Source organism: Azotobacter salinestris, from assembly GCF_009363155.1.
GTDB lineage: Bacteria > Pseudomonadota > Gammaproteobacteria > Pseudomonadales > Pseudomonadaceae > Azotobacter > Azotobacter salinestris.
In genome coordinates this window covers 2,481,451-2,506,315 of the sequence record NZ_CP045302.1, presented here as the reverse complement: position 1 = coordinate 2,506,315, position 24,865 = coordinate 2,481,451, and the positions used below count along the sequence as shown (strand labels likewise).

Annotated in this window: 25 protein-coding genes; 12 read left to right on the top strand and 13 right to left on the bottom strand. The window is 67.6% G+C overall.

The window, feature by feature from the left end:
• Positions 1 to 46: 46 nt before the first annotated feature.
• The 4 genes from GCU53_RS11720 to GCU53_RS11705 all read right to left on the bottom strand — a co-directional run bounded on the left by GCU53_RS11720 (position 47) and on the right by GCU53_RS11705 (position 3,264).
• Positions 47 to 823, bottom strand: a complete 777-nt coding sequence (locus tag GCU53_RS11720; protein WP_152387776.1) for an N-acetylmuramoyl-L-alanine amidase — start codon at positions 821 to 823, stop codon at positions 47 to 49.
• Between the two features lie 135 nt (positions 824 to 958).
• Complete coding sequence (locus tag GCU53_RS11715) at positions 959 to 1,819, bottom strand: endonuclease/exonuclease/phosphatase family protein (RefSeq protein WP_152387775.1); 861 nt, start codon at positions 1,817 to 1,819, stop codon at positions 959 to 961.
• A gap of 18 nt (positions 1,820 to 1,837) precedes the next feature.
• On the bottom strand, positions 1,838 to 2,482 hold the full coding sequence (locus GCU53_RS11710; protein ID WP_152387774.1) for a thiol:disulfide interchange protein DsbA/DsbL: 645 nt from the start codon (positions 2,480 to 2,482) through the stop codon (positions 1,838 to 1,840).
• A gap of 149 nt (positions 2,483 to 2,631) precedes the next feature.
• Positions 2,632 to 3,264, bottom strand: a complete 633-nt coding sequence (locus GCU53_RS11705) for a c-type cytochrome (RefSeq protein WP_152387773.1) — start codon at positions 3,262 to 3,264, stop codon at positions 2,632 to 2,634.
• 376 nt (positions 3,265 to 3,640) lie between these two features.
• Between GCU53_RS11705 and yihA the strand changes: the two genes are divergently transcribed.
• Positions 3,641 to 4,291, top strand: coding sequence for a ribosome biogenesis GTP-binding protein YihA/YsxC (yihA, locus tag GCU53_RS11700; RefSeq protein WP_152387772.1), 651 nt, complete (start codon positions 3,641 to 3,643; stop codon positions 4,289 to 4,291).
• Positions 4,292 to 4,307: 16 nt separating this feature from the next.
• Here yihA and zwf read toward each other — a convergent pair whose 3' ends face one another.
• Positions 4,308 to 5,750 carry a glucose-6-phosphate dehydrogenase gene (zwf, locus tag GCU53_RS11695; protein WP_152387771.1) on the bottom strand — a complete coding sequence of 481 codons (1,443 nt, stop codon included), beginning with the start codon at positions 5,748 to 5,750 and terminating at the stop codon, positions 4,308 to 4,310.
• A gap of 101 nt (positions 5,751 to 5,851) precedes the next feature.
• Between zwf and hexR the strand changes: the two genes are divergently transcribed.
• Together hexR and GCU53_RS11685 are read left to right on the top strand one after the other, a co-directional pair.
• The gene (hexR, locus tag GCU53_RS11690; RefSeq protein WP_152387770.1) at positions 5,852 to 6,718 is read left to right on the top strand and encodes a transcriptional regulator HexR; all 867 of its coding nucleotides are present in this window, start codon (positions 5,852 to 5,854) and stop codon (positions 6,716 to 6,718) included.
• Between the two features lie 104 nt (positions 6,719 to 6,822).
• Entirely contained in the window at positions 6,823 to 7,047 is a 225-nt protein-coding gene (locus tag GCU53_RS11685; RefSeq protein ID WP_152387769.1) for a PA3496 family putative envelope integrity protein, read from the top strand.
• On the opposite strand, the gene GCU53_RS11680 is transcribed toward GCU53_RS11685, so the two are convergent.
• A complete protein-coding gene (locus GCU53_RS11680) occupies positions 6,989 to 7,951 on the bottom strand; it encodes a LysR family transcriptional regulator (RefSeq protein ID WP_167520063.1) in 963 nt (320 codons plus the stop codon). The two genes, GCU53_RS11685 and GCU53_RS11680, sit on opposite strands and share 59 nt — an antisense overlap.
• Before the next feature lie 204 nt (positions 7,952 to 8,155).
• Here GCU53_RS11680 and GCU53_RS11675 point away from each other — a divergent pair, with 204 nt between their 5' ends.
• Positions 8,156 to 9,571 (top strand): acetyl-CoA carboxylase biotin carboxylase subunit, encoded by a 1,416-nt coding sequence (locus GCU53_RS11675; RefSeq protein ID WP_152387768.1) that lies wholly within the window; start codon positions 8,156 to 8,158, stop codon positions 9,569 to 9,571.
• Between the two features lie 48 nt (positions 9,572 to 9,619).
• The gene (oadA, locus tag GCU53_RS11670) at positions 9,620 to 11,419 is read left to right on the top strand and encodes a sodium-extruding oxaloacetate decarboxylase subunit alpha (protein ID WP_152387767.1); all 1,800 of its coding nucleotides are present in this window, start codon (positions 9,620 to 9,622) and stop codon (positions 11,417 to 11,419) included.
• A gap of 105 nt (positions 11,420 to 11,524) precedes the next feature.
• Here oadA and GCU53_RS11665 read toward each other — a convergent pair whose 3' ends face one another.
• From GCU53_RS11665 to GCU53_RS11640, 6 genes are all read right to left on the bottom strand, one after another.
• Entirely contained in the window at positions 11,525 to 12,520 is a 996-nt protein-coding gene (locus tag GCU53_RS11665; protein WP_152387766.1) for an LLM class flavin-dependent oxidoreductase, read from the bottom strand.
• A 101-nt stretch (positions 12,521 to 12,621) separates the two neighbouring features.
• Positions 12,622 to 12,837 (bottom strand): dodecin, encoded by a 216-nt coding sequence (locus tag GCU53_RS11660; RefSeq protein WP_152387765.1) that lies wholly within the window; start codon positions 12,835 to 12,837, stop codon positions 12,622 to 12,624.
• A 364-nt stretch (positions 12,838 to 13,201) separates the two neighbouring features.
• Complete coding sequence (locus tag GCU53_RS11655) at positions 13,202 to 15,001, bottom strand: ABC transporter ATP-binding protein (protein WP_152387764.1); 1,800 nt, start codon at positions 14,999 to 15,001, stop codon at positions 13,202 to 13,204.
• Positions 14,998 to 16,143 (bottom strand): beta-glucosidase, encoded by a 1,146-nt coding sequence (locus GCU53_RS11650; protein ID WP_152387763.1) that lies wholly within the window; start codon positions 16,141 to 16,143, stop codon positions 14,998 to 15,000. The genes GCU53_RS11655 and GCU53_RS11650 overlap by 4 nt, the downstream gene beginning before the upstream one ends.
• Before the next feature lie 78 nt (positions 16,144 to 16,221).
• Positions 16,222 to 17,421, bottom strand: coding sequence for a UDP-galactopyranose mutase (gene glf, locus GCU53_RS11645; protein WP_152387762.1), 1,200 nt, complete (start codon positions 17,419 to 17,421; stop codon positions 16,222 to 16,224).
• Positions 17,364 to 18,587, bottom strand: a complete 1,224-nt coding sequence (locus GCU53_RS11640; RefSeq protein WP_152387761.1) for a glycosyltransferase family 1 protein — start codon at positions 18,585 to 18,587, stop codon at positions 17,364 to 17,366. The genes glf and GCU53_RS11640 overlap by 58 nt, the downstream gene beginning before the upstream one ends.
• A gap of 322 nt (positions 18,588 to 18,909) precedes the next feature.
• On the opposite strand from GCU53_RS11640, the gene galE reads away from it, so the two are divergent.
• Complete coding sequence (gene galE, locus GCU53_RS11635; protein WP_152387760.1) at positions 18,910 to 19,947, top strand: UDP-glucose 4-epimerase GalE; 1,038 nt, start codon at positions 18,910 to 18,912, stop codon at positions 19,945 to 19,947.
• Between the two features lie 52 nt (positions 19,948 to 19,999).
• On the opposite strand, the gene GCU53_RS11630 is transcribed toward galE, so the two are convergent.
• On the bottom strand, positions 20,000 to 20,899 hold the full coding sequence (locus GCU53_RS11630) for a LysR family transcriptional regulator (protein ID WP_208845512.1): 900 nt from the start codon (positions 20,897 to 20,899) through the stop codon (positions 20,000 to 20,002).
• A gap of 134 nt (positions 20,900 to 21,033) precedes the next feature.
• On the opposite strand from GCU53_RS11630, the gene trpB reads away from it, so the two are divergent.
• From trpB to GCU53_RS11600, 6 genes are all read left to right on the top strand, one after another.
• Entirely contained in the window at positions 21,034 to 22,254 is a 1,221-nt protein-coding gene (gene trpB / locus GCU53_RS11625) for a tryptophan synthase subunit beta (RefSeq protein WP_152387758.1), read from the top strand.
• Positions 22,251 to 23,060, top strand: coding sequence for a tryptophan synthase subunit alpha (gene trpA, locus GCU53_RS11620; protein ID WP_152387757.1), 810 nt, complete (start codon positions 22,251 to 22,253; stop codon positions 23,058 to 23,060). Before trpB ends, trpA begins: the two co-directional genes overlap by 4 nt.
• A 172-nt stretch (positions 23,061 to 23,232) precedes the next feature.
• Positions 23,233 to 23,553 carry a type II toxin-antitoxin system PrlF family antitoxin gene (locus GCU53_RS11615; protein WP_152387756.1) on the top strand — a complete coding sequence of 107 codons (321 nt, stop codon included), beginning with the start codon at positions 23,233 to 23,235 and terminating at the stop codon, positions 23,551 to 23,553.
• Positions 23,553 to 24,005, top strand: coding sequence for a type II toxin-antitoxin system YhaV family toxin (locus GCU53_RS11610; protein WP_152389870.1), 453 nt, complete (start codon positions 23,553 to 23,555; stop codon positions 24,003 to 24,005). Before GCU53_RS11615 ends, GCU53_RS11610 begins: the two co-directional genes overlap by 1 nt.
• Before the next feature lie 202 nt (positions 24,006 to 24,207).
• Positions 24,208 to 24,450, top strand: coding sequence for an AbrB/MazE/SpoVT family DNA-binding domain-containing protein (locus tag GCU53_RS11605; RefSeq protein ID WP_152387755.1), 243 nt, complete (start codon positions 24,208 to 24,210; stop codon positions 24,448 to 24,450).
• Entirely contained in the window at positions 24,444 to 24,806 is a 363-nt protein-coding gene (locus GCU53_RS11600) for a type II toxin-antitoxin system PemK/MazF family toxin (protein ID WP_152387754.1), read from the top strand. Before GCU53_RS11605 ends, GCU53_RS11600 begins: the two co-directional genes overlap by 7 nt.
• Positions 24,807 to 24,865 lie beyond the last annotated feature (59 nt).

The window sequence follows — 24,865 nt, the reverse complement described above, 5'->3', positions numbered from 1 at the left end:
GCGCTCCCGACATCCTTTCAGGAATGACGCCTGCCGCCAGTTTTCCTTACCCCGTTTCGTTCAGGGTTGCCAGCAGGGCCGCGGTTTCAGCGTCCGGCTCGCCGTCGAAGCGGGCCGGACGGTATTTCATCTGGAAGGCGGCAAGGATCCGCCGCGTCTCGGCGTCCAGAACCCCGTGCCGCTCCAGGGCATAGCCGTGCCGGGCCAGTTGCTCCTGGAACCAGGCGACCTCCGGCAACTGGACGGCGTAGCGCGCCTGCAGCTCGGCTACCCGGCGCGCATCCGGCCAGACGACGAGCCCGGCCTCGGCCAGACGCTTCCAGGGAAACAGCGGACCCGGGTCGACCTTGCGCAGCGGGGCAATGTCACTATGGCCGATTATCGCATCGGGTCCCAATCCGTGGCGCTTGACGATGTCCTTGAGGAGAAGGATCAGCGCATCGATCTGCTCCGACGAATAGGGATACCAGAGACGTCCGTTGGGGGTGTCCAGATAGCCGAGGTTGACCAGTTCGATGCCGATGCTGTTGGCATTCAGCCAGGTCCTGCCGCGCCATTGGCTGTTGCCAGCGTGCCAGGCGCGGCGGTCTTCTTCAACCAAGCGGTAGATGGTCGCAGGCTTGGCGTCGATCAGATAGTGGCTGCTGACCTCACCCTGGGTGAGCTGGTGCAGCGAGCCCGGCAGATCCTCCGAGGTGTAATGCAGGACGATGTACTGCACGCGGCTGTCCTGGCTGCGCGAACTGTAGCGGGTATCGATCCGCGGGCCGGCGGCGCAGCCGGCCAGCAGGGCGAGGATCAGGGGGAGGGCGAGCGACTTCATGAAGTGTGGGCGTGTCCGGCAAGGATCGAGGGTGCGGCGGGCTCCGCTGGATGGACCGTACGCACCAGGGAAGTATTGCAAAAGCATGGCGATTTGCTGCGTTCGTCGGTGGGCGCGCCGCCAGACCGTTCCCGTTCAGGGCTGGGCCTGTGGCAGAGTGTTGTGCCCGAGGTGTTCGGGCAGGCGGACCTCCACCGCCACCGGCAGGTGATCGGAGATCTGTTGCGGCAGCACCTGTACCCGCTCCAGCGTCAGGCTGGGGCTGAGCAAGATGTGGTCGATGCAGCGCTGCGGACGCCAACTGGGAAAGGTGGCCTCGATCTGCGGGGCGAGCAGGCCGAGATCGCGCAGAGGGGAGTATTCCAGCAATTCGCGGGCATGGGTGTTCATGTCGCCCATCAGCACCAGATGGCGATAGTCGCCGATCAGCTCTCGAATGTAGGCGAGCTGACGGGTGCGCGTTCGGGCGCCGAGGGCCAGATGCATCATGACCACCGCCAGCGCATCGGGGCCTTCACCGAGCCGCAGGAGTATCGCGCCGCGTCCCGGCGGGCCGGGCAGCGGGTGGTCTTCCAGCGCGGAGGGCCGCAGGCGGCTGAGCAGGCCGTTGCTATGCTGGGCCAGCGGGCCGAGGTTGCGGTTGAGCTGCTGGTACCAGTAGGGGAAGTTGCCGAGCTGGGCGAGGTGTTCCACCTGGTTGACATAGTCGGAGCGCAGGCTGCCCCCGTCGACCTCCTGCAGGGCTACCAGGTCGAAGTCGGCGAGCAGGTCGCCGATTCGCTGCAGATTCACGGCTCGCCCGGCATGCGGCAGCAGATGCTGCCAGCTGCGGGTCAGATAGTGCCGGTAATTCTCGGTGCGGATACCGACCTGGATGTTGAAGCTCAGCAGGCGCAGCCGACCGTCGGCGGTCAGCGCGCGTGCATCGCGGCATTGCGGATTGGTCCGCGGTTGCCGCACGGCGGCCTGGCGTTCAACCGTGCGTCGGCGCAGCATGACTCCTCCCGCCCAGCGTCACTGGGCACTGCGTTCCTGGTCGATCAGGTAGTCGGCCACCTGCAGGGTGTTCTCCGGGCCGCCGGCGCTGCCCAGGTCGAAGCGGTATTTGCCGTTGACGACCATGACCGGAACGCCGGAGATCTGGTAGGCGATCGCCAGCTTCTTCGCCTTCTCCATCTGGCTCTTCACGTTGAAGGAGCTGTAGGTCTTGAGGAAGGCGTCCTTGTCGATGCCGTGGCCGGCGAGGAACTCGGCCATCTCCTCGGGGGTTGCCAGCTTCTTGCCGTCCTTGTGGATGGCTTCGAAGATCGCGGCATGGACTTTCGACTCCACGTTCATTGTCTCCAGCGTGAGGAACAGCTGGCCATGGACGTTCCACACACCACCGAACAGGGCCGGAACGCGCCGGAAGTTCACGTCTTCCGGCAGCTTGCTGGCCCAGGCGTTGATGCTCGGCTCGAACTGGTAGCAATGCGGGCAGCCGTACCAGAACAGCTCCACGACCTCGATCTTGCCCGGCTGCGCCACCGGCACCGGGGTGGGCAGCTCGACATACTGCTTGCCGACCTTGATGTCGGCGGGCGAGAGCGACTCCGCCTGGGTGCCCAGGGCGAACAGGCTGGCACTGGCGAGAACGGCGCCGAGAATCAATTTACGCATGCGTGACGACTCCTTGCATTGCTGGTGGGGGCTTCCGGTACGGGCAGTCTTCGACCCGCAAGGGCGAAGCGGGTGACCTATTGTAAGGGGAGGGCCAATGAAAAAGGGCGGCCATCTGCCGCCCTTTTTTCAACACCGACGAACCGTGCTCAGTGCAGGCCCTGGATGTAGCTGGAGATCGCGGCGATGTCCTTGTTGCTCAGCTTGGCGGCGATGGAGCGCATGATCATGCTGTCGCCGTCGTTGGTACGCACGCCTTCGCGGAAGTCGGTGAGCTGCTTGGCCACGTACTGTGCATGCTGACCGCCCAGTTTCGGGTAGGCGGCCGGGGCGTTGCCCGCGCCGTTCGGCGAGTGGCAGCCGGTGCAGGCGGGCATGCCGTCGGCCAGCTTGCCGCCGCGGTAGAGGGCTTCGCCAGCTTCGACCATTTGCGGATCGGCGGCGCCGACGGTCATCTTCTGCGAGGCGAAGTAGGCGGCGAGATCGGCCAGGTCCTGGTCGCTGAAGTTGTCGAGCATGCCGGTCATTTCCAGCACCTTGCGGCCGACGCCTTCGGGAGCGCCCGGCTTGGAGCCGGCCTTGATGTCCTGCATCTGCTTGAGCAGATAGCGCTCGCCCTGGCCGGCCAGTTTCGGGAAGTTCGGTGCCGCGCTGTTGCCGTCCGGACCATGGCAGGCACCGCAGATGGCCGCCTTGCCTTGGCCGGCGGCGGCATCGCCCTCGGCATGGGCCAGGCCGGTGATCCCCAGGGTTAACAGCAGAGTCACGAGTGCTTTGTTCATCAGCTAATCCAAATCACGGCTCAAGAAAAGTGTTGTTGTCGACCGATGTGCCCGATCTCAGGGGAATTCCCGGCGGCTTCGGCGTGGCTGTCCATGCATCCATGCGCGCCTGCAGGGGCCAGAGTCGACTGGGCAGCTGGCAGTCAAGGGCAGCATCACGACGCTGCGGCGGGCAACAGGCTCCTTGAGCAGGCCTTCCGCAGGGAACAAGCACCGTGCGGTCAACGTACGGTCAGTCTTAAACCGTTCCCGTGAACACTTACCCAGGGACAGGGGCAAAGCGCACACAAAATCCGCGGCATTATATACTGATGGCTCCGAAACGGAAACGACATGGCGCCGCAGCCTGTGCGTGCCAACCCAGCGGAACTCTCCGATGTCCTTCAAGAATCCCATTCTCGGCCTGTGTCAGCAGGCTGTCTTCATGCTCAGCGCTGCCCGGGTCGACCAGTGTCCTGCCGACGACGGCCTCGAGGTCGCCTTTGCCGGACGCTCCAATGCCGGCAAGTCCAGCGCGCTGAACACCCTGACCCACGCCAATCTCGCGCGCACCTCGAAGACCCCGGGGCGCACCCAGTTGCTGAACTTCTTCCGTCTCGACGACCAGCGTCGCCTGGTCGATCTGCCCGGCTACGGCTATGCCAAGGTGCCGATTCCTCTCAAGCAGCACTGGCAGCACCACCTGGAGGCCTACCTGGGCAGCCGCCGCAGTCTGGCCGGCGTGGTCCTGCTGATGGACATCCGCCACCCTCTGACCGACTTCGACCGGATGATGCTCGACTGGGCCAGCGCCAGCGGCATGCCCATGCACATCCTGCTGACCAAGGCCGACAAGCTGGCCTTCGGTGCGGCGAAGAACGCCTTGCTCAAGGTCCGGCGGGAGCTCCACAAGGGCTGGGGCGAGGGGGTGAGTATCCAGCTGTTCTCGGCACCCAAGCGCCAGGGGGTCGAGGAGGCCCACGACGTGCTGGCGCACTGGCTGGGCCTGGCCGGAGACGACGAAGGCGAGGCGGGCGCCGGGGCCTGAGCCCCGGTGAGTCGGCTCACTGGTGCCAGGCATGGCCCTGCTGTTCGAGCAGGCTGTGGGCCTGCTCCGGTCCCCATGAGCCGGCGGGGTAGGGGCGCGGCCTCTGGTAGTAGGCATGCCAGCCGCCGATGATCGGGTCGACCCAGCGCCAGGCGGCCTCCACTTCGTCGCGGCGCATGAACAAAGTGGAGTCGCCCTCGATCACGTCCAGCAGCAGACGCTCGTAGGCGTCCCAGCGGCGCTTCTGGCGGAAGGCATGGGCCAGGTTGAGGTCCAGCTCGACCGGCGCCAGATGCATGCCCTTGCCCGGGCTCTTGGCCATCAGTTGCAGGCTGATCGACTCCTCCGGCTGCAGGCGGATCAGCAGGCGATTGGCCTGGCCGCCCGGGAACAGCCGGTGCGGTACCGGCTTGAACTGGATGACGATCTCCGAGCTTTTCTTCGCCATGCGCTTGCCGGTGCGCAGGTAGAAGGGCACGCCCGCCCAGCGCCAGTTGTCGATCTCGGCATGCACCGCGACGAAGGTTTCCGTATCGCTGTCGTTGTCGACATGCTTTTCGAAATAGTAGGCCGGGACCTCCTGGCCGCCGATCTTGCCGGCGGCGTACTGGCCGCGCACCGTGCGATCCTTCACGTCGAAGCCGGTGATGGGTTTCAGCGCTTCGAGAATCTTCACCTTCTCGTTGCGCACCGCCTCGGCATCGAAGCGCACCGGGGCCTCCATGGCGACCAGGCAGAGCAGCTGCAGCAGGTGGTTCTGCAGCATGTCGCGCATCGCCCCGGCCTTGTCGTAGTAGCTGCCGCGGTTCTCCACGCCGAGGGTTTCGCAGACGCTGATCTGTACGTGGTCGATGTGTCCGGCACGCCAGACCGGCTCGAACAGGGCGTTGGCGAAGCGCAGCGCCATCAGGTTCTGCACGGTTTCCTTGCCCAGGTAGTGGTCGATGCGGAAGACCTGGGACTCCTGGAACACCTGGCCGATGGCCTGGTTGATCGCCAGCGCCGACTCCAGCGAATGGCCGATGGGCTTCTCCAGCACAATGCGCGTGTCGTTCCCGGCCAGGCCGGCATTGGCCAGGTGCGCGGCGATGTCCTCGAACAGGCTGGGGGCGGTGGCGAGGTAATAGATGCGCCCACGCTGGCAGGCGTTGCCCAGGTGGCGGGCCAGGCGGCCGTAGTCGGCACTCTGACTGGCATCCATGGCGAAATAGTCGATCCGTTCGGCGAAACCCTGCCAGGTGGCGGTGTCGAAGCTTGCCCGCGGCACGTGGGCCCGGCAATGGCGCTCGGCCAGGGCGCGATAGGTATCGCGGCCCAGCGGCTTGCGCGCCAGCGCGAGGATGCGCATGTCGGCCGGCAGGCGCCGGTCGCGGTGCAGGTGGTAGAGCGCCGGCAGCAGCTTGTGCAGCGCCAGGTCGCCGGTGCCGCCGAAAACCAGCATGTCGCAGGGAAGGGTCACAACAGCCTCCAACGCGTTTGGCTATGGGCTGGGCGCCAGTCATGTAGTATAACTACAGGCGCACTACAGCCCGATCCCGATCATAACCGAGTTCAGCCTCCGTGAATCTCTTGCAGCATATTGCCCAATCACGCGCCCTGCTGCGCAAGTCGGAACTCAAGGTGGCCGATCATGTGCTGCTCGACCCGGCCGCGGCGATGCACAGTTCGATGGCCAGTCTGGCCCAGGAGGTCGGGGTCAGCGAGCCGACCATCGTGCGCTTCTGCCGGGCCATCGGATGTGCCGGCTTCCAGGACCTGAAGCTGAAGCTGGCGCAGAGCCTGGCCGCCGGCGCCAGCTTCGGCCAGTTCGCCATCCACGAGAACGATTCGGTCGTCGACTTCAGCCTGAAGATCTTCGACACCACCCTGCACACCCTGATGGGGGTGCGCGAGAAGCTCGATCCGGCGGCCCTGCAGCGTGCCATCGATGCCATCGCCGGGGCGCCGCGCATCGAGTTCTACGGCTTCGGCGCCTCCGGCGCGGTGGCCATCGATGCCCAGCACAAGTTCTTCCGCCTGCTGCTCACCGCCGCCGCCTATTCCGACCCGCACATGCAGGCCATGTCGGCGGTGACCCTCAAGCCCGGCGACGTGGCGATCTGCATTTCCCAGTCGGGACGCTCCAAGGACCTTCTGATCACCGCCAACCTGGTCCGCGAGACCAGGGCCACCCTGATCACCCTGTGCCCCGGGCAGACACCGCTGGCCGAGCTGGCCGACATCAACGTGGCGATCGACGTTCACGAGGACACCGAGGTCTACACCCCGCTGACCTCGCGCATCGCCCACCTGGTGGTGATCGACGTGCTGGCCATGGGCGTGGCCATGGCCCGCGGACCGGATCTGGTCAACCACCTGAAGAGCGTCAAGCGCAGCCTGCGCAGCCTGCGCCTGTCGCCCAAGGCAGTGCGCGCCGCAGAGGAGTAGCGCACCCGGCGGTCGCGGGTCACGACAGTGTCATCCGCCTGCCGTGAAGGCGTCATCGGCCGCCGGCAATCCTGAGGACCCCCGACCTTTGCTGGGAGACCCTCATGCCTCGCCACACGGAAGACGCGTATTATCCTTGCCCCCTGGATTCGAAGGCCCGCCGCAAGCGCCTGGACGAGCGCCGGATGCATTTTCGCCGGGCCATCGAGCGCTACGACGAGCAGCGTCGGCTGCAGCATGAACTGGACGACTACCCGGATCTGCGCATGGTCAGCCTGGCGCCGGCATCCGCGGCGATCTTCCGGCAAAGCGCTCGGCCAGCGCGCTGATCTTCGCGCGCTCGGCGCGGATGAACGTCTCGAACGCCCGCGCCACCGGGCTCAGCCGCTTGCCCTCGGTGTGCACCAGGCACCAGCTGTGGTACAGCGGCAACTCCTCCACCGGCAGCTCGCAGAGCTGGCCGGCGGCCAGTTCCAGACTCGCCGCATGGCGCGGCAGCAGGGCCAGGCCGAGGCCGGCGATCACCGCCTGCAACTGCGCCTCGGTCGAGCCGATCTCCAGCGTCTCGGCGAAGTGCGCGCGCTTCTGGTGGCAATACTCCTCGCCGGCGCGGCGGGTGCCGGAGCCGGGCTCGCGCAGCAGCAGCGGAAAGTCCGTCAGATCCTGCAGGCGCAGGCTCGGCCGCGCACACAGCGGGTGTCCGGGCGGGGCCACGGCGACGATCGGATTGTTGAGAAAGGGATAGAAGTTCAGCGCCAGCTCGCTCGGCACCTGCGACATGATCAGCAGGTCGTCGCGGCTCATCGACAGGCGGCGCACCGCCTGGGCGTGGTTGACCACCACCAGCTGCAGGCTGACCTCCGGGTGCTGTGCGCGGAAGGCGGCGAACAGGTGCGGCACCAGGTACTTGGCGCTGGACTCCACCGCCAGGTTGAGCTGGCCCTGCAGCGAGCCCTGCAGGTCCGACAGCTGCATGTCGAGGCTTTCCAGGTGGCCGAAGATGTCCTCGCTGGTTTTCAGCAGCGCCTCGGCGGCCGGCGTCAGGTAGAGCTTCTTGGCCACGTACTCGAACAGCGGCTGGCCGACCAGTTCCTCCAGCTGGCGGATCTGCAGGCTGACCGCCGGCTGGGTCAGCGCCATCTCCTCGGCGGCGCGGCTGTAGGAGCGGCTCTCGCATACCGCGCGAAATACCCGCAACTGGCGCAGGGTCAGGCGCATCAAGGACTTACGCATGGTGACCTCGGTGGCGAAAAGGCGTGCGGCGCGGTTTTCGGCAGGAAAGACCGCATTCCGCGTGTGGCTATCTGTGGATGTATAAGTTGTAGTTTATGCTTAACCTAACAAATATTCATTTTTCTTAATCGATCCCCCGGCCTAGGGTTAGCACACCTGCCGACTGACCGTCCGAGTTGGCCAGCTCAGCCGAGGGAGACCTCCGTGATAAAAAAAATCCTCATTGCCAACCGTGGCGAGATCGCTGTCCGCATCGTGCGCGCCTGCGCCGAGATGGGCATCCGCTCGGTGGCCATCTTCTCCGAAGCCGACCGCCATGCCCTGCACGTGAAGCGGGCCGACGAGGCGCACTTCATCGGCGAGGATCCGCTGGCCGGCTACCTGAACCCGCGCAAGCTGGTCAACCTGGCGGTGGAAACCGGCTGCGACGCCCTGCACCCGGGCTACGGCTTCCTCTCGGAAAACGCCGAGCTGGCGGAGATCTGCGCCCAGCGCGGGATCAAGTTCATCGGCCCGTCGGCCGAGGTGATCCGTCGCATGGGTGACAAGACCGAGGCGCGGCGCAGCATGATCGCCGCCGGCGTGCCCTGCACCCCCGGCACCGAAGGCAACGTCGCCGATCTGGCCGAGGCGCTGCGCGAGGCCGAGCGGATCGGCTACCCGGTGATGCTCAAGGCCACCTCCGGCGGCGGCGGCCGCGGCATCCGCCGCTGCAACAGCGTCTCCGAACTGGAGCACGCCTACCCGCGGGTGATCTCCGAGGCGACCAAGGCCTTCGGCAGCGCCGAAGTCTTTCTCGAGAAGTGCATCGTCAACCCGAAGCACATCGAGGCGCAGATCCTCGCCGACTCCTTCGGCAACACCGTGCACCTGTTCGAGCGCGACTGCTCGATCCAGCGCCGCAACCAGAAGTTGATCGAGATCGCCCCGAGTCCCCAGCTGACCCCCGAACAGCGCGCCTACATCGGCGATCTGGCGGTGCGCGCGGCCAAGGCGGTGGGCTACGAGAACGCCGGCACCGTGGAGTTCCTGCTCGCCGAGGGCGAGGTGTACTTCATGGAGATGAACACCCGGGTCCAGGTGGAGCACACCATCACCGAGGAAATCACCGGCATCGACATCGTCCGCGAACAGATCCGCGTCGCCTCGGGCCTGCCACTCTCCATCGAGCAGAAGGACATCCAGCACCGCGGCTATGCCCTGCAGTTCCGCATCAACGCCGAGGACCCGAAGAACAACTTCCTGCCCAGCTTCGGCAAGATCACCCGCTACTACGCCCCCGGCGGCCCCGGCGTGCGTACCGACACGGCGATCTACACCGGCTACACCATCCCGCCGTACTACGACTCGATGTGCCTGAAGCTGATCGTCTGGGCGCTGACCTGGGAAGAGGCGCTGGCCCGCGGCCTGCGCGCCCTGGACGACATGCGCGTGCAGGGGGTGAAGACCACCGCGCCCTACTACCAGCAGATTCTCGGCAATCCGGATTTCCGCAGCGGGCAGTTCAACACCAGCTTCGTCGACGAACATCCGGAACTGCTCGACTACTCGATCAAGCGCAGGCCTGGCGAGCTGGCCATCGCCATCGCCGCCGCCATCGCCGCCCATGCCGGGCTCTGACGAACACCAGCCCGGCTGTCCGGCTGCAGGCTCAAGAGGAACTGACGAATGAAGAAGATCACGGTCACCGACACCATCCTGCGTGACGCCCACCAGTCGCTGATCGCCACCCGCATGCGCCTCGAGGACATGCTGCCGATCTGCGACAAGCTGGACAAGGTCGGCTACTGGTCGCTGGAAGTCTGGGGCGGCGCCACCTTCGATTCCTGCATCCGCTTCCTCAAGGAAGATCCCTGGGAGCGCCTGCGCCAGCTGCGCGCCGCGCTGCCCAACACCCGCCTGCAGATGCTGCTGCGCGGACAGAACCTGCTCGGCTACCGCCACTACAGCGACGACGTGGTCAAGGCCTTCGTCGCCAAGGCGGCGGTCAACGGCATCGACGTGTTCCGCATCTTCGATGCGATGAACGACGTGCGCAACCTGCGCGTGGCCATCGAGGCGGTCAAGGCCGCCGGCAAGCACGCCCAGGGCACCATCTGCTACACCACCAGCCCGGTGCACACCGTCGAGTCCTTCGTCGAGCTGGGTAAGCGCATGCAGGAGAAGGGCGTCGACTCCCTGGCGATCAAGGACATGGCGGGCCTCCTGACCCCCTACGCCACCGCCGAGCTGGTCAAGGCGCTGAAGGCCGAGATCGACCTGCCGGTGTTCATCCACTCCCACGACACCGCGGGCCTCGGCGCGATGTGCCAGCTCAAGGCCATCGAAGCCGGCGCCGACCACATCGACACCGCCATCTCCAGCTTCGCCTGGGGCACCAGCCACCCCGGCACCGAGTCGATGGTCGCCGCCCTGCGCGGCAGCGAGTACGACACCGGCCTGGACCTGGAGCTGCTGCAGGAGATCGGCCTGTACTTCTACGCGGTGCGCAAGCGCTACCACCAGTTCGAGAGCGAATTCACCGCGGTCGACACCCGCGTGCAGGTCAACCAGGTGCCGGGCGGCATGATGTCCAACCTGGCCAACCAGCTGAAGGAGCAGGGCGCCCTGCACCGCATCAACGAGGTGTTCGCCGAAATCCCGCGCGTGCGCGAAGACCTCGGCTTCCCGCCGCTGGTCACCCCGACCTCGCAGATCGTCGGCACCCAGGCGGTGTTCAACGTGCTCGCCGGCGAGCGCTACAAGACCATCACCAACGAGGTGAAGCTCTACCTGCAGGGCCGCTACGGCAAGGCGCCGGGCAAGGTCAACGAGCACCTGCGCTTCCAGGCGATCGGCACCGAGGAAGTCATCGACGTGCGCCCGGCCGACCTGCTCAAGCCGGAAATGACCAAGCTGCGTGCGGAGATCGGCGAGCTGGCGCGCAACGAGGAGGACGTGCTGACCTACGCCATGTTCCCCGACATCGGCCGCAAGTTCCTCGAGGAGCGCAAGGCCGGCACCCTGGTGCCCGAAGCCCTGCTGCCGATCCCCACCGCGGGCGCCGGCCCGGCCAGCGAAGGCGTGCCCACCGAATTCCTCATCGACGTGCACGGCGAGACCTACCGGGTGGACATCACCGGCGTCGGCCTCAAGGGCGAGGGCAAGCGCCACTTCTACCTGTCTATCGACGGCATGCCGGAAGAGGTGGTGTTCGAGCCGCTCAACGAGTTCGTCGCCGGCGGCTCCGGCAAGCGCAAGCAGGCCGGCGCACCGGGCGACGTCAGCACCAGCATGCCGGGCAATATCGTCGACGTCCTGGTCAAGGAGGGCGATGTGGTCAAGGCCGGCCAGCCGATCCTGATCACCGAGGCCATGAAGATGGAAACCGAAGTGCAGGCGCCGATCGGCGGCACGGTCAAGGCCATCCACATCGCCAAGGGCGATCGCGTCAACCCCGGCGAACTGCTGGTGGAGATCGAGGGCTGAGTTGCAGTTTGCAAAAGTTTGAAAGGCGGTTTGGGGAGTCGTGAGACTCCCTTTTTTTTTGAATCTCCGGCGGCGGGAGAGGCGGACTCTCCCGGCTCCGCTCTCTCAGCGCAGCCCGGCGAGGATCTCGAACGAGCGCAGGCGGGCAGCCGGGTCGTAGATGTCGCCGGTGAAGATCAGTTCGTCGGCGCCGGTCTGCTCGAGCAGCACGTCCAGGCGGGCACGGACCTTCTCCGGGCCGCCGATCACCGCCAGGCCGAGGAACTCGCCGACCGCCGCCTGCTCCTGCGGCTGCCAGCGGCCGATCATCGACGGCACCGGCGGGCGCAGCACCCGGCTCTCGCCGCGGATCAGCGCCAGTGCGCGCTGGAGGGCGGTGGTGGCGAGGAACTCCGCCTCCTCGTCGGTGGGCGCGGCGATCAGCGGTACGCCGATCATCACGTAGGGTTTGTCGAGCACCGCCGAAGGCCGGAAGTTGTCGCGGTAGAGGCGGATCGCCTCGTGCAGGTAGCGCGGCGCGAAATGCGAGGCGAAGGCGTAGGGCAAGCCCTTGCATGCCGCCAGCCGGGCGCTGAACAGGCTGGAGCCGAGCAGCCAGATCGGCACCTCGGTGCCGACCCCGGGCATGGCGATCACCCGCTGGCCGGGCTGCGCCGGGCCGAGCAGGGCCTGCAGTTCCTCGACGTCCGCCGGAAAGTCCTCGTCGCTGCCCAGGCGGTCGCGGCGCAGGGCGCGGGCGGTGTGGTGATCGGCCCCCGGCGCGCGGCCGAGACCGAGGTCGATGCGTCCCGGATAGAGGGTGGCGAGGGTGCCGAACTGCTCGGCGACCACCAGCGGCGCATGGTTGGGCAGCATGACGCCGCCGGCGCCGACGCGAATATGATGGGTGCCGGCCGCCAGATAGCCGACCAGCACGGCGGTGGCGGAGCAGGCGACGCCGTCCATGTTGTGGTGTTCGGCCACCCAGAAGCGGGTGAAGCCCAACGCCTCGGCATGCCTGGCCAGGACCAGGGCGTTCTGCAGGGCCTGGGCCGGCCCGCCGTCGTCGCGGATCGGCGCCAGGTCGAGAATGGAAAGCGCGGTGTCGGCCAGTCGTGGCATGGAGGTTTCCTCGAGTCGCTCCGGGACTCGTCCGTCGGGAAAGGGAGGAGACTAAAGCAAAAGGCGGCGCCGGTGGCCGCCTTGTCCGGGCTGGCGGCCCTTCAGCTGTCGGCCAGGCGGAAGCCGACCTTCAGGGTGACCTGATAGTGGCCGACCGCGCCGTTCTCGATGTGGCCGCGGATCTCGCCCACCTCGAACCATTCCAGATAGTCGAGGGTCTTCGACGCCTCGGCCAGGGCGTTGCTGATCGCGTCCTCGATGCTGCTGCGCGAGGAGCCGATGATTTCGATCTTCTTGTAGGTGTGGTGGTCGGACATGCGGGCCTCCCGTATCGATGGGCGGGGCCGGCCCAGGTGCCTGCCCCATTAGGGTCTGTTGAGGTTTTGGCGTAGGCCGCGACGGCGGCCCGTTTGGCGCAGAACAAGGAACGAGAAGAGAGGTTTGGTCATTCCAAACGAACGACGGGCGACGCCGTGCTGCGCCAAACGGGCCCCGTCCCTACGGGTTGCGCGGCAAATGCCGCCATGCGGCGTTGCGGGTCTTGGCAAGGGAATGACCATTGCCGGCGCCCCGCGCCTAACCTGGCGGCATTTGACGTGGCAACGCGGCTCACGCCAAAACCTCAACAGACCCTAGGTGAGGCAGGCCGCAGGCGCGAGAGTTCAGCCGCCGTCGCGCCGCTCAACTGACCGTCGGCAGCCTGGGATCGTGCAGGAAGCCCTCGGCCTGCATCCGCCACAGCGAGGCGTAGAGGCCGTCGCGGGCGAGCAGTTCGGCCGGGGTGCCGTCCTCCACCACCTTGCCCTTCTGCATCACCAGGATGCGGTCGAAATTGGCCACGGTGGACAGCCGGTGGGCCACCGCCAGCACCGTGCGGCCGCGCACCAGGTCGGCCAGGGCGACCTGGATCTCCGCCTCGGAATGGGTGTCGAGGGCCGAGGTGGCCTCGTCGAGGATCAGGATCGGCGCGTCCTTGAGGAAGGCGCGGGCGATCCCCAGGCGCTGGCGCTGGCCGCCGGAGAGCATCACCCCGCGCTCGCCGACCTGGGTGTCGTAGCCCTGCGGCAGCTCGCGGATGAAGACGTCGCAATAGGCCATGCGCGCCGCCTCCTCGACCTCCTCGTCGCTGGCCTCGGGACGGCCGTAGCGGATGTTCTCGCGGATGCTGCGGTTGAACAGCGCGGTTTCCTGGGGCACCACGGCGATCATCTGGCGCAGGCTGTCCACGCTGACCTGGCGGATGTCGTGGCCGTCGATGCGGATGCTGCCTTCCAGGACGTCGTCCAGGCGCTGGATCAGGTACACCAGGGTCGACTTGCCGGCCCCGCTGGGGCCGACCAGGCCGACCTTCTGCCCGGCCGGGATGTGCAGGTCGAAGTCCTTGAACACCTGGCGGCCGTCCGGGTAGCGGTAGCCCACGCCAATCAGGTCGATGGTGCCGTCGGCGGCGGTCAGCGGCTGGTCGGGGTCGTGCAGGGCGTGGGGTTGGACGATGATGCGCAGGGTGTCGGCGATCGCGCCGAGCTGCTGGGCGGTGTCCACCAGCGCCAGGGCCAGGTCGCGCGAGCCGTGCAGGATGCGGAAGGTCAGCGCACTGACCAGCACCACGTCGCCGGCGCTGACGCTGCCGGCGCGCCACAGCAGGATGGCCCAGACCAGCATGCCGCCGGCCATCAGCGACAGGCAGGCATCGTGCAGCAGGCGTGCCTTCTCCATGTACATCCAGCTCTTGCGGTGGGCGCGGGCCTCGCTGCCGATCTTCTGCGCCAGGCGCTCGCTCTCCCGGTCGCGGGCGGAGAAGGCCTTGATGGTCCAGACGTTGGACACCGCATCGACCAACTCGCCGCCCACGTGCGCGGCGTGGGCGGCGTAGCGTTGGTGCTTGGTACGGCCGCGGATGCCGTAGCTGGTGATCAGCAGGGCGACCAGCAGCACCGCGCCGATCAGCGCCAGAGCCATGCGCCAGTCGACGGTGAGCAGCACCACCACGGCGCCGGCGAAGTCGACCAGGGGCGGCATGATTTTCCAGGCGAAGCCGCCGTAGATGGTGCCGGCCGCCGAGCCGGTGGCGGTGATGCGGTTGCCCAGGGCGCCGGCGAAGTGCTCGTTGAAGTAGCGCATCGGGTGGCCGGTGAGGTAGCGGAACAGCTCGACGCGGATGTCCACGCAGCTGGCCACCACGGTGTGGCAGCCGAGCCAGCCGCCGAGGCGCCAGAGGGCGTTCTCGGCGACGATCAGGCCGAGGAACAGCGCCAGCGGCGTCCATACGTCGGCGGTTTGGCGGTCGCCGGCGGCCATGGCGTCGACCAGCAGCTTCATGCCGTACTGCACGGCCACCGCGCAGCCGGCGGCGCCGACGATCAGCGTGAACATCAGGCCGAAATGCCCGGGACGCAGGCGCACGTAACGCCAGAGAAAGGGCAGCGGACTGCTCGGCAGCTTCAGCCGTCGGCGGGGGGCAGACTTGTTTTTTGGGCTCATGACGGGAAATGCGATGCGCTCGGGTCTTCCAGCAATTGGGACAGACGGGCTTGCTGCGTGCGCAGCTCGGTCTGCAGCGGGCTGTGCAGTATGCGCCGACCCTGGCTGTCGGGCACCCCGATCAGGCCGGTCGAGCAGTGCCGTTCGTCGAACCAGCCGGGATAGTCCTGGATCGGGTAGAGGCAGATGCCCTCGATCGGCACGCCGCGCTGCAGGGCGGCGAAGGCCTGCTCGGCGACGTAGCGCAGCCAGGGCGCGCGGGCCTCGCCCTCGGCGCCGGTCTCTGCGATCAGGACCGGCCGCCGGTAGCGCTGGTAGACCTCGGCGAGGATGCCCTGGAAGGGCCGGTAGGCCGGGTGGCCGAGGGGGATGGTGGCGCCGCCATGGAACCACTGGTTGTCCGAGTAGTAGTTGACGCCGACGATGTCCAGGTACTCGGGACGGCCGCCGAGCCCCGGCCAGGCCCGCCCGGTGAGCAGATCCCAGGCCTCGTACTGGGCCTCGCGATGCGCCTCGGCCGCCTGGGTATCGGCGGGCCGGGACGGCAGCACGTGGATCGCCGGGTCGATCTGCACGAAGCGCGCGCGCGGCTCGACGGCGCGGATCGCCTCGATCGCCGCGATGTTGGCGCGCACCAACTGGTGCTTGAGCTCCTGGCCGCGGCCGCGGGCCAGCGGGTTGAACAGCGCCTGGTCGCCGCCGGCCCAGGCCCAGTAGGAGATCTCGTTGACCGGCGAATAGAAGGGCTCGGCTATGCCCTCGTCGCGCAGCAGTCGGGCCAGGGCGGCGGCGAAGCGGGCGAAGCGCTCGACGAAGGCTGGCCGCCAGATGTCGAGGTCGTCCGGCCAGCCGTAGTGGCAGATGTCCCAGATCACCTGCAGGCCCTGGTCCTGGGCGGCGCGCAGCATGGGCAGGAAGCTCGACCAGTCGTACTGGTCCGGCGAGCGCTCGATCAGGTGCCAGCGCGCGCCGTCGCGCACGGTGAACAGCGCGTGGGCGGCCATGATGGCGTAGTCGGTGGCCGCGTGGCGGTCATGGCCGGTGGCGGCGATCAGGTCGAGACGCAGGTCGTCGTGACGCCGGTGGGTGGAGCACTCGAAGCCCCCCTGGAAGAAACCGGCGAAGATGGTCGGTCGGTGCATCATCCACTCCTGCCTGGGAATGCTGGTCTGATACCCACGGGTGCGGAAGGCGCGGCGCGCTCGGCGCCGCGCAGCATCCTAGGATGCCTGCCGGGCCAGGCTCGCGGCGTGCTCCGGGCTCTCGTCCGGCGCCGTCCCGCGTTCGGCCTCCTCGATGCGCTTGTACAGCGCCAGCGCCTGGCCGACCACCTGGTCCATATTGTAGTACTTGTAGGTGCCCAGCCGGCCGAGGAAGGTCACCCCCGGCGTGGCCTCGGCCAGCGCCTGGTAGCGCCTGTACAGCTCGGTGTTCTCCTGGCGCGGGATCGGGTAGTAGGGCTCGCCCTCGGCCGAGGGGTACTCGTAGGTGACGCTGGTCTTGTGATGGCGCTGGCCGGTCAGGTGCTTGTACTCGGTGATCCGCGTCCAGGGCACGTCCTCGGCCGGGTAGTTGACCACCGCTACCGGCTGCAGCTGCTCCCGGTCGAGGGTCTCGTGGCGGAACTGCAGCGAGCGGTAGGGCAGGCGGCCGTAGCAGTAGTCGAAGTACTCGTCGATCGGCCCGCAGTAGACCAAGTGCCGGTAGCGCACCGCCCTGCGGATCTCGCGGTAGTCGGTGTTGAGCAGGATCTTGATGTTGGGGTGGTCGAGCATCCGCTCGAACAGCCGCGTGTAGCCGTGCAGCGGCATCTGCTGGAAGCTGTCGGTGAAGTAGCGGTCGTCGTCGCTGGTGCGCGTCGGCACCCGGGCGGTGACCGAGCGGTCCAGCTGCGACGGGTCCAGGCCCCACTGCTTGCGGGTGTAGCCGCGGAAGAACTTCTCGTACAGCTCGCGGCCGACCTGGTTGACCACCACGTCCTCGCTGCTGCGGATCTCGGCCACCGGCTCGGCGCGGGCGGCGAGGAAGGCCGCGGCCCCGGCCTCGTCCAGCGCCAGGCCGTAGAGCCGGTTCAGGGTGATGCGGTTGATCGGGATCGGCACCTGCCGGCCGTCCACCTCGGCCAGCACCCGGTGCTCGTAGGGGCGCCATGCGGTGAAGCGCGACAGGTAGTCGACGATGCGCTGCGAATTGGTGTGGAAGATGTGCGGCCCGTAGCGGTGCACCAGGATGCCGTCGTCGTTGTAGTGGTCGTAGGCGTTGCCGCCGATGTGCGGGCGGCGGTCGATCAGCAGCACGCGCTTGTCGAGTCCGGCGGCCAGGCGCTCGGCCAGCACGCTGCCGGCGAAGCCGGCGCCGACGATCAGGTAGTCGAAACCCTGGCGCTTGCGGCGCCGGCTGCCGTTCGGTTCATCGTGCATGCGATCTTCTCCCTCATCTGTGCCCAGGTGGTGTCCCAGGACATGTCGGCAAGCAGCGCATCGGCGCGCTCGAGCAGGCGTTCGCGGTCGGCGCTGTCGCGCAGGGCGGCCTCGCAGGCGGCGACGAATGGGTCCGCACCGGCGGCGATGCGCACCAGGCCGCTGTCGCCGTAGCTGCGCACCACGTCGGCGATCGGCGTGGAGACCACCGGGCGGCCGCCGGCCAGGTATTCCGGCGTCTTGGTCGGACTGATGAAGCGCGTCGACTCGTTCAGCGCGAAGGGCATCAGTGCCACGTCCCAGCCGGCCAGGTAGCGCGGCAGCTCGTCGTAGACCTTGCCGCCGAGAAAGTGCAGGTTGGGGCGGCGCGGCAGGCTGGCCGGATCGATCTTCACCACCGGGCCGAGCATGACCAGCTGCCAGTCGGGCCGCCGCGCGGCCAGCGCATCCAGCAGTTCGAGGTCCAGGCGCTCGTCGATCACCCCGTAGAAGCCCAGGCGCGGGCGCGCCAGCGTCGCCTGGTCGGGCGGATCGGCCTGCGGCGTGCGGGCGGCGGCGAAGTGGGCGATGTCGACGCTGCTCGGGAAGGGGTGAGCGTTGGCGTGGCGCTGGCGCTTGGCTTCCCAGAGGCTGTAGCCGCCGGTGAACAGCAGATCGGCGCGCGCCAGCAGCTCGGCTTCGCGCTCGACCAGCTCGGGCGGCGCGCCGCGGAAGGCCGACAGCTCGTCCATGCAGTCGTAGACCACCGCCTCGGCCGTCAGGTGGTCGCTATAGGCCAGCGCCATCGGCGTGTAGTACCAGAGGATCAGGCGCCGCGGGCGCTGCGCGGCCAGGTGCTCGTCGAGCAGGCGGCGCAGGGCGGCGGCCGCCGCCGGGCCGCGACAGTCCGCCGGCAGGTGCGGCACCAGCACCTGCACGCCTTCCTCGTGACGGCTTTCCAGCCAGGGCTCGCCGCCGGCGTCGGCCATGGGTTCCTCGAAGAACAGCACCCGCCAGTCGCGGGCGAAGCGCGCCATCAGGTGCTGCGGACGCTGGTAGACAAAGCTCCAGCGCAGGTGCGAAAGGCACAAGAGGGTCGGCGCATCCGCCGCGTAGTCGATCGGTGCCGCGGCGCTGGCCTGGTTCGATTTGCCGAGGGCGTATTGAAAGGGTCCTGCCCAGCTCATGCCTGTTCCCCCGTGCGGAAGCCGGCTGCCTCCTGCTCCCGGTTTGTCGGTGTCTGGCTCGCCGTCCGGCAGGCGAACGAGCCGTCATGGGGGGTATGGACCGGAGGAAAAGCGGCCAGGTTCCGCCTGCCCGCCGGGCGGCCGTCGAGCCGTGCAGCCCGGCGGCCGGCAGGGAACTCCGCTGGCGGCGAGGCATCCGTATTCCCATGCTCGGCTCGTTTCAGCCCGACGAGCCGGCCACCGGCATCGCCTCCGGCGCCTCGCGGTGCCGGCGTGCTCCGCCTGGCTGGCCCGTCGCCCTGCTCGCAGACGGAGGTCCTGAATGATTCTGGTGACTGGAGGTGCGGGTTACATCGGCTCCCATGCCGTGCTCGAACTGCTCGACGCCGGCCACGACGTGCTGGTGCTGGACAACCTGTGCAACAGCTCGGTGCTCGCGCTCGAGCGCCTGGAGCAGCTCAGTGGCCGAACGTTCGACTTCGTGCAGGGCGACATCCGCAACCGCCGGCTGCTCGACCGTCTGTTCCAGCAATACCCGATCGACGCGGTGATGCACTTCGCCGGCCTCAAGGCGGTCGGCGAGAGCGTGCGCGAACCGCTGCGCTACTACGAGACCAACGTCGCCGGCAGCATCGCCCTGTGCCAGGCGATGCGCAGGGCCGGGGTGTTCCGCCTGGTGTTCAGCTCCTCGGCCACGGTCTATGGCGAAACGGTGAGCATGCCGATCCGCGAGGACTGCCCGACCGGCATCCCGACCAACCCCTACGGCCAGTCCAAGCTGATGGCCGAAAACGTGCTCAAGGGCCTGGCCCATTCCGACCCGCGCTGGTCCATCGGCCTGCTGCGCTACTTCAACCCGATCGGCGCCCACCCTTCCGGACTGATCGGCGAATCGCCCAACGGCCTGCCCAACAACCTGCTGCCCTACATGCTGCAGGTCGCCGTCGGCCGGCTGAAATGCCTCAACGTCTACGGCAGCGACTACCCGACTCCGGACGGCACCGGCATCCGCGACTACATCCACGTGGTCGACCTGGCCCGCGGGCACCTCAAGGCGCTGCAGCGGCTGTCGGCCAGCAACGGCGTGTCCATCTGGAACCTCGGCACCGGCCGCGGCTACTCGGTGCTGGAGATGATCCGCGCCTTCGAGCAGGTCACCGGCCGGCCGCTGCCGCACCGCTTCGTCGCCCGCCGCCCCGGCGACGTGGCGCGCTGCTGGGCCGACCCGGGCAAGGCCGGGCGTGAACTGGGCTGGCGCGCCGAGCGCGACCTGAGCTGCATGCTGCGCGACGCCTGGCGCTGGCAGCGGCGCAACCCGAACGGCTACGAACTGGACAAGGACACCGCTCTGGCGGGCTGAACCGCAGCGGGAGAGGGGGCAACCCCGCACCTGTCCATCCCCGGCCAACTCCTCAGCGCACGGCCCGATCCGCCAACTGCCTCCTCAACCAGCCGGCCAGCCGCTCCGCCCGGCCGTCGCCGCGGCGCTGTGGCACCCACAGTGCCAGCCGTGCCGGCGTCTCGACGAAGCCCCAGGGCGCCACCAATCGCCCGGCGGCTAGATCGTCGGCGACCAGTTGCTGCGGCGCGATGGCCACGCCGAGCCCGGCCACCGCCGCTTCCAGCAGGTAATACAGATGCTCGAAGCCGGCGCCGTAGCGCAGCCCGGCCGTCGGCAGCCCCTGGCTCGCCGCCCAGCTCGGCCAGGCCTGCGGGCGCGAAGCGGTGTGCAGCAGGGTCTCGTCGAGCAGCGCCTGCGGCGGCGCCCGGCGCAGCGCGGCGAAGCGCGCATGGCGCGGGCTGAGCACCGGGCCGATGCGCTCGGCGGCCAGTTCGAAGACCCGCATGTCGGCCGGCCACGGCGGCTCGGCGAACAGCAGGGTGGCGTCCAGGCCCGGCCGGCGCGGGTCCGGCCCGCCCTCGCTGGCGGAGAGCTGCAGGCGCAGCTCCGGCAGCTCGCGATTGAGGCGATCCAGGCGCGGGATGAACCAGCGCGCCAGCAGGCTCCCCGGACAGCCGAGCACGAAGGGCGCCTCCTCGGTGCGCCGCTTCAGCTCGGCGCAGGCGCTATCCAGACGGGCGAAGGCATCGCCGGCGGCATCCCGTAGCACTATGCCTGCATCGGTGAGTTTTACGCCGCGCCCCTCCTTGACGAACAGCGCCACCCCCAACTCCTCCTCCAGGGCGCGGATCTGCCGGCTGACCGCCCCATGGGTGACGTACAGCTCCTTGGCTGCCTGCTTGACGCTCTGCAGGCGGGCGGCGGCCTCGAAGGCGCGCAGGGCGTTCAGGGAGGGCAGGTCCGGGTGCATCATCGGTGAGTTTTCCTGACGTATCGGCGCGATCTTATCGCTTTTCGCCGGGGGCGCCATTGGTTAACGTGTGACCATCGCAGGTGGACCGTGAAGAGCGTCAGCCTGCCTCTTTGCACACTCCGGGAGCACCCATGACCGAGACTTCCTACCGCACCGGCCCCGACGAAAAAGGCCTGTTCGGCCAGTTCGGCGGCCAGTTCGTCGCCGAAACCCTGATGCCGCTGATCAACTCGCTGGCGGCGGAATACGAAAAGGCCAAGAACGATCCGGCCTTCCTCGAGGAACTCGCCTACTTCCAGCGCGACTACATCGGCCGTGCCAGCCCGCTGTACTTCGCCGAGCGCCTGACCGAGCACTTCGGCGGCGCGAAGATCTTTCTCAAGCGCGAAGACCTGAACCACACCGGCGCGCACAAGATCAACAACTGCATCGGCCAGATCCTCCTGGCCCGGCGCATGGGCAAGCGGCGCATCATCGCCGAGACCGGCGCCGGCATGCACGGCGTGGCCACCGCCACCGTGGCCGCGCGCTTCGGCATGCAGTGCGTGGTGTACATGGGCACCACCGACATCGATCGCCAGCAGGCCAACGTGTTCCGCATGAAGCTCTTGGGCGCCGAGGTCATCCCAGTCGTCGCCGGCACCGGCACCCTGAAGGACGCCATGAACGAGGCGCTGCGCGGCTGGGTGACCAACGTCGAGACCACCTTCTACCTGATCGGCACCGCCGCCGGCCCGCACCCCTACCCGGCGATGGTCCGCGACTTCCAGTCGGTGATCGGCAACGAAGTACGCGCGCAGATCATGGAAAAGGAAGGCCGCCTGCCCGACTCGCTGGTCGCCTGCATCGGCGGCGGTTCCAACGCCATCGGCCTGTTCCACCCCTTCCTCGATGACGCCAGCGTGCAGATCGTCGGCGTCGAGGCCGCCGGCCACGGCATCGACACCGGCAAGCACGCCGCCAGCATGGCCGGTGGCGCACCGGGCGTGCTGCACGGCAACCGCACCTTCCTGCTGCAGGACGAGGACGGCCAGATCACCGATGCCCACTCGATTTCCGCCGGCCTCGACTACCCCGGCGTCGGCCCGGAACACGCCTGGCTGCACGAGATCAAGCGCGTCGAATACGTGCCGATCACCGACCACGAGGCACTGGAGGCTTTCCACCAGTGCTGCCGTCTGGAAGGCATCATCCCGGCGCTGGAGTCCTCCCACGCCCTGGCCGAAGCCTTCAAGCGCGCGCCGACGCTGCCGAAGGATCACCTGATGGTGATCAACCTGTCTGGCCGCGGCGACAAGGACATGCAGACCGTGATGCACCACATGCAGGATAAACTGGAGAAGCACGCATGAGCCGCCTGCAGACCCGCTTCGCCGAACTGAAGCAAGCCAACCGCGCCGCCCTGGTCACCTTCGTCACCGCCGGCGACCCGGACTACGACGCCTCCCTGGCCATCCTCAAGGGCCTGCCGGAGGCCGGCGCCGACGTGATCGAGCTGGGCATGCCCTTCACCGACCCGATGGCCGACGGCCCGGCCATCCAGCTGGCCAACATCCGCGCCCTCGGCGGCAAGCAGAACATGGTGAAAACCCTGCAGATGGTGCGCGAATTCCGCACCGGCAATCAGGACACCCCGCTGGTGCTGATGGGCTACTACAACCCGATCTACGCCTACGGCGTCGCACGCTGCATCGCCGACGCCAGGGAGGCCGGCGTCGACGGCCTGATCGTGGTCGACCTGCCACCGGAGCACAACGACGAGCTGTGCGACCCGGCCCAGGCCGCCGGCCTCGACTTCATCCGCCTGACCACCCCGACCACCGACGACCAGCGCCTGCCGGTGGTGCTCGCCGGCAGCTCCGGCTTCGTCTACTACGTCTCCGTGGCCGGCGTGACCGGCGCCGGCGCCGCCACCCTGGCGCACGTCGAGCAGGCCGTCGCCCGCCTGCGCCGCCACACCGACCTGCCGGTGTGCATCGGCTTCGGCATCCGCAGCCCGGAACACGCCGCCAGCGTCGCCCGCCTGGCCGACGGCGTGGTGGTGGGTTCGGCACTGGTCGACCGCATCGCCAAGGCTGCCGGCAAGGAGCAGGCGGTGGGGGATGTGCTGGGGCTTTGCCGCGAACTGGCTGAGGGTGTGCGCGGCGCCCGCCGGTAAGCGCGTTTGTGGCAAGAAAAAGCCGCTGCTTCCGAGAGGGGCAGCGGCTTTTTGTCGAAGCAAGAGGCGACTCAAGGCAGGCCAGAGCCTGTTTCCGTCCAGGGTAGGCAGACGGTCATTGACGAGGTAAGGATTATTCCTTACTTTTGCTCGAAATCAGGAGGGTTCCAGCATGGCCAGCATTCATGGCGTCGCCACCATTACCGCCAAGGGGCAAATCACCCTGCCCAAGTCGATCCGCCAAGCGCTGGGCGTGGATCTGGGCGGCAAAGTCGCGTTCGATCTGGTGGGCTCGCAGGTCATCGTCTCCCGCGTAGCGGATGAGGATCACGACGATCCTGCAATTGGCAGCTTTCTGCGTCTGCTGGAGCAGGACATTCGATCCGGGCAGCACATGACGGCCCTGCCGGATGATCTTGCGCGCTCGATGCTGGCCAGCCTGGAGCGCCCCATCGACCTCGACGAGGAAATCGATGGCGATGTGGCATTGTGATTCGGCGCCACGGGTGGACTCTGCTCTTCCACCAATGCCTGATCGAGCAACTCCGCTCCCTGGAGGCCGCCGTCGAGCGTGCCCGCTTGCAAGACCCCACCGGTTATGAATCGAACGCCAACACGAAGCTGTTTGGCGCACTGTCGAAACTGATTCTGGACGTCGTTCCGACCGACCCGGGGCGCGACGAGTACCGGCAGGGCAACACCATGGGCACGGCTTTCCGCCATTGGCGTCGGGCCAAGATCGGACGGCGCTTTCGCCTCTTCTTCCGTTTCGACTCCAAGGCCCGGATCATCGTGTTTGCCTGGGTGAACGACGAGAACACCTTGCGTTCCTCGGGCAGCAAGACCGACCCGTACATCGTCTTTCAGAAAATGCTCCAGCGCGGCCATCCACCGGATGACTGGGCTGCCCTGCTGGAGGCCAGCCAGGCTGACTGGCGAGAGTGATTCGTGGGCTGTCTGCTGGCGGTCGGCTGCTGCAAGCCGATCCGCAGCGACGCCATCGGCCGCGACCGGCATGGGCGCCGGCACACCAACCTGCCGCTGTGTGCCGGCTGCGGCATCCGCCGCTCGGCTCGGCTTTCTCCTGCTGGTTTTCCATCCGTAAAACCTTGGTTATGTTTTCGGAAAACCTGAGGAGGCTCTCGCCATGGGTACCGTTGCACTGCGCCGCTCCGGCGGATCGCTGATTCTGGCCGTGCCGGCAGCCTTCGCCGCGCAGAACCGACTGTCGGCCGGCTGCCAGATGGTCTGGAAGATCGAAGGGGACGTCCTGATCATCAAGCCGGCCCACAAGAAACCGATGCTGGCCGAACTGATCGCCGAAACGCCGAAAGAAGCACGGGCCGAGGGCTGGGATGCCATGCCGGCGGCCGGGAACGAGCAATGGTGAAGCGCCTGCCCACCGTTCTGGGATGCGGCGAAATCTGGCATTCGAATTTCGATCCTTCCACCAAGCGCGAGATGCTGGGCGAGCATTATTGCCTGGTGCTGTCGAAGCGCGAATTCAACGAAGCGTTCGGACTGGCCCTGGTGTGCCCGATCTCCCAGGGCGCGGCGCAGCAGGCGCGCAGCCATGGTTTCCTGATCACCCTGATGGGGACGGGAACCGATACCCAGGGAAACATCCACAGCCACCAAGTCCGCACCCTGGATTGGCGGGTACGCCGGGCCACCTTCAAGGAAAAGGCACCGGACGAGATCGTGCAGCAGGTGCTGGATTGCGTGGGGGCTTTGTTGGAGGAGTAGGTATAAGTGCGGTGCTATACCATCAGTGTATTTAGCATCACGTGTTTCTATGTTGAGAG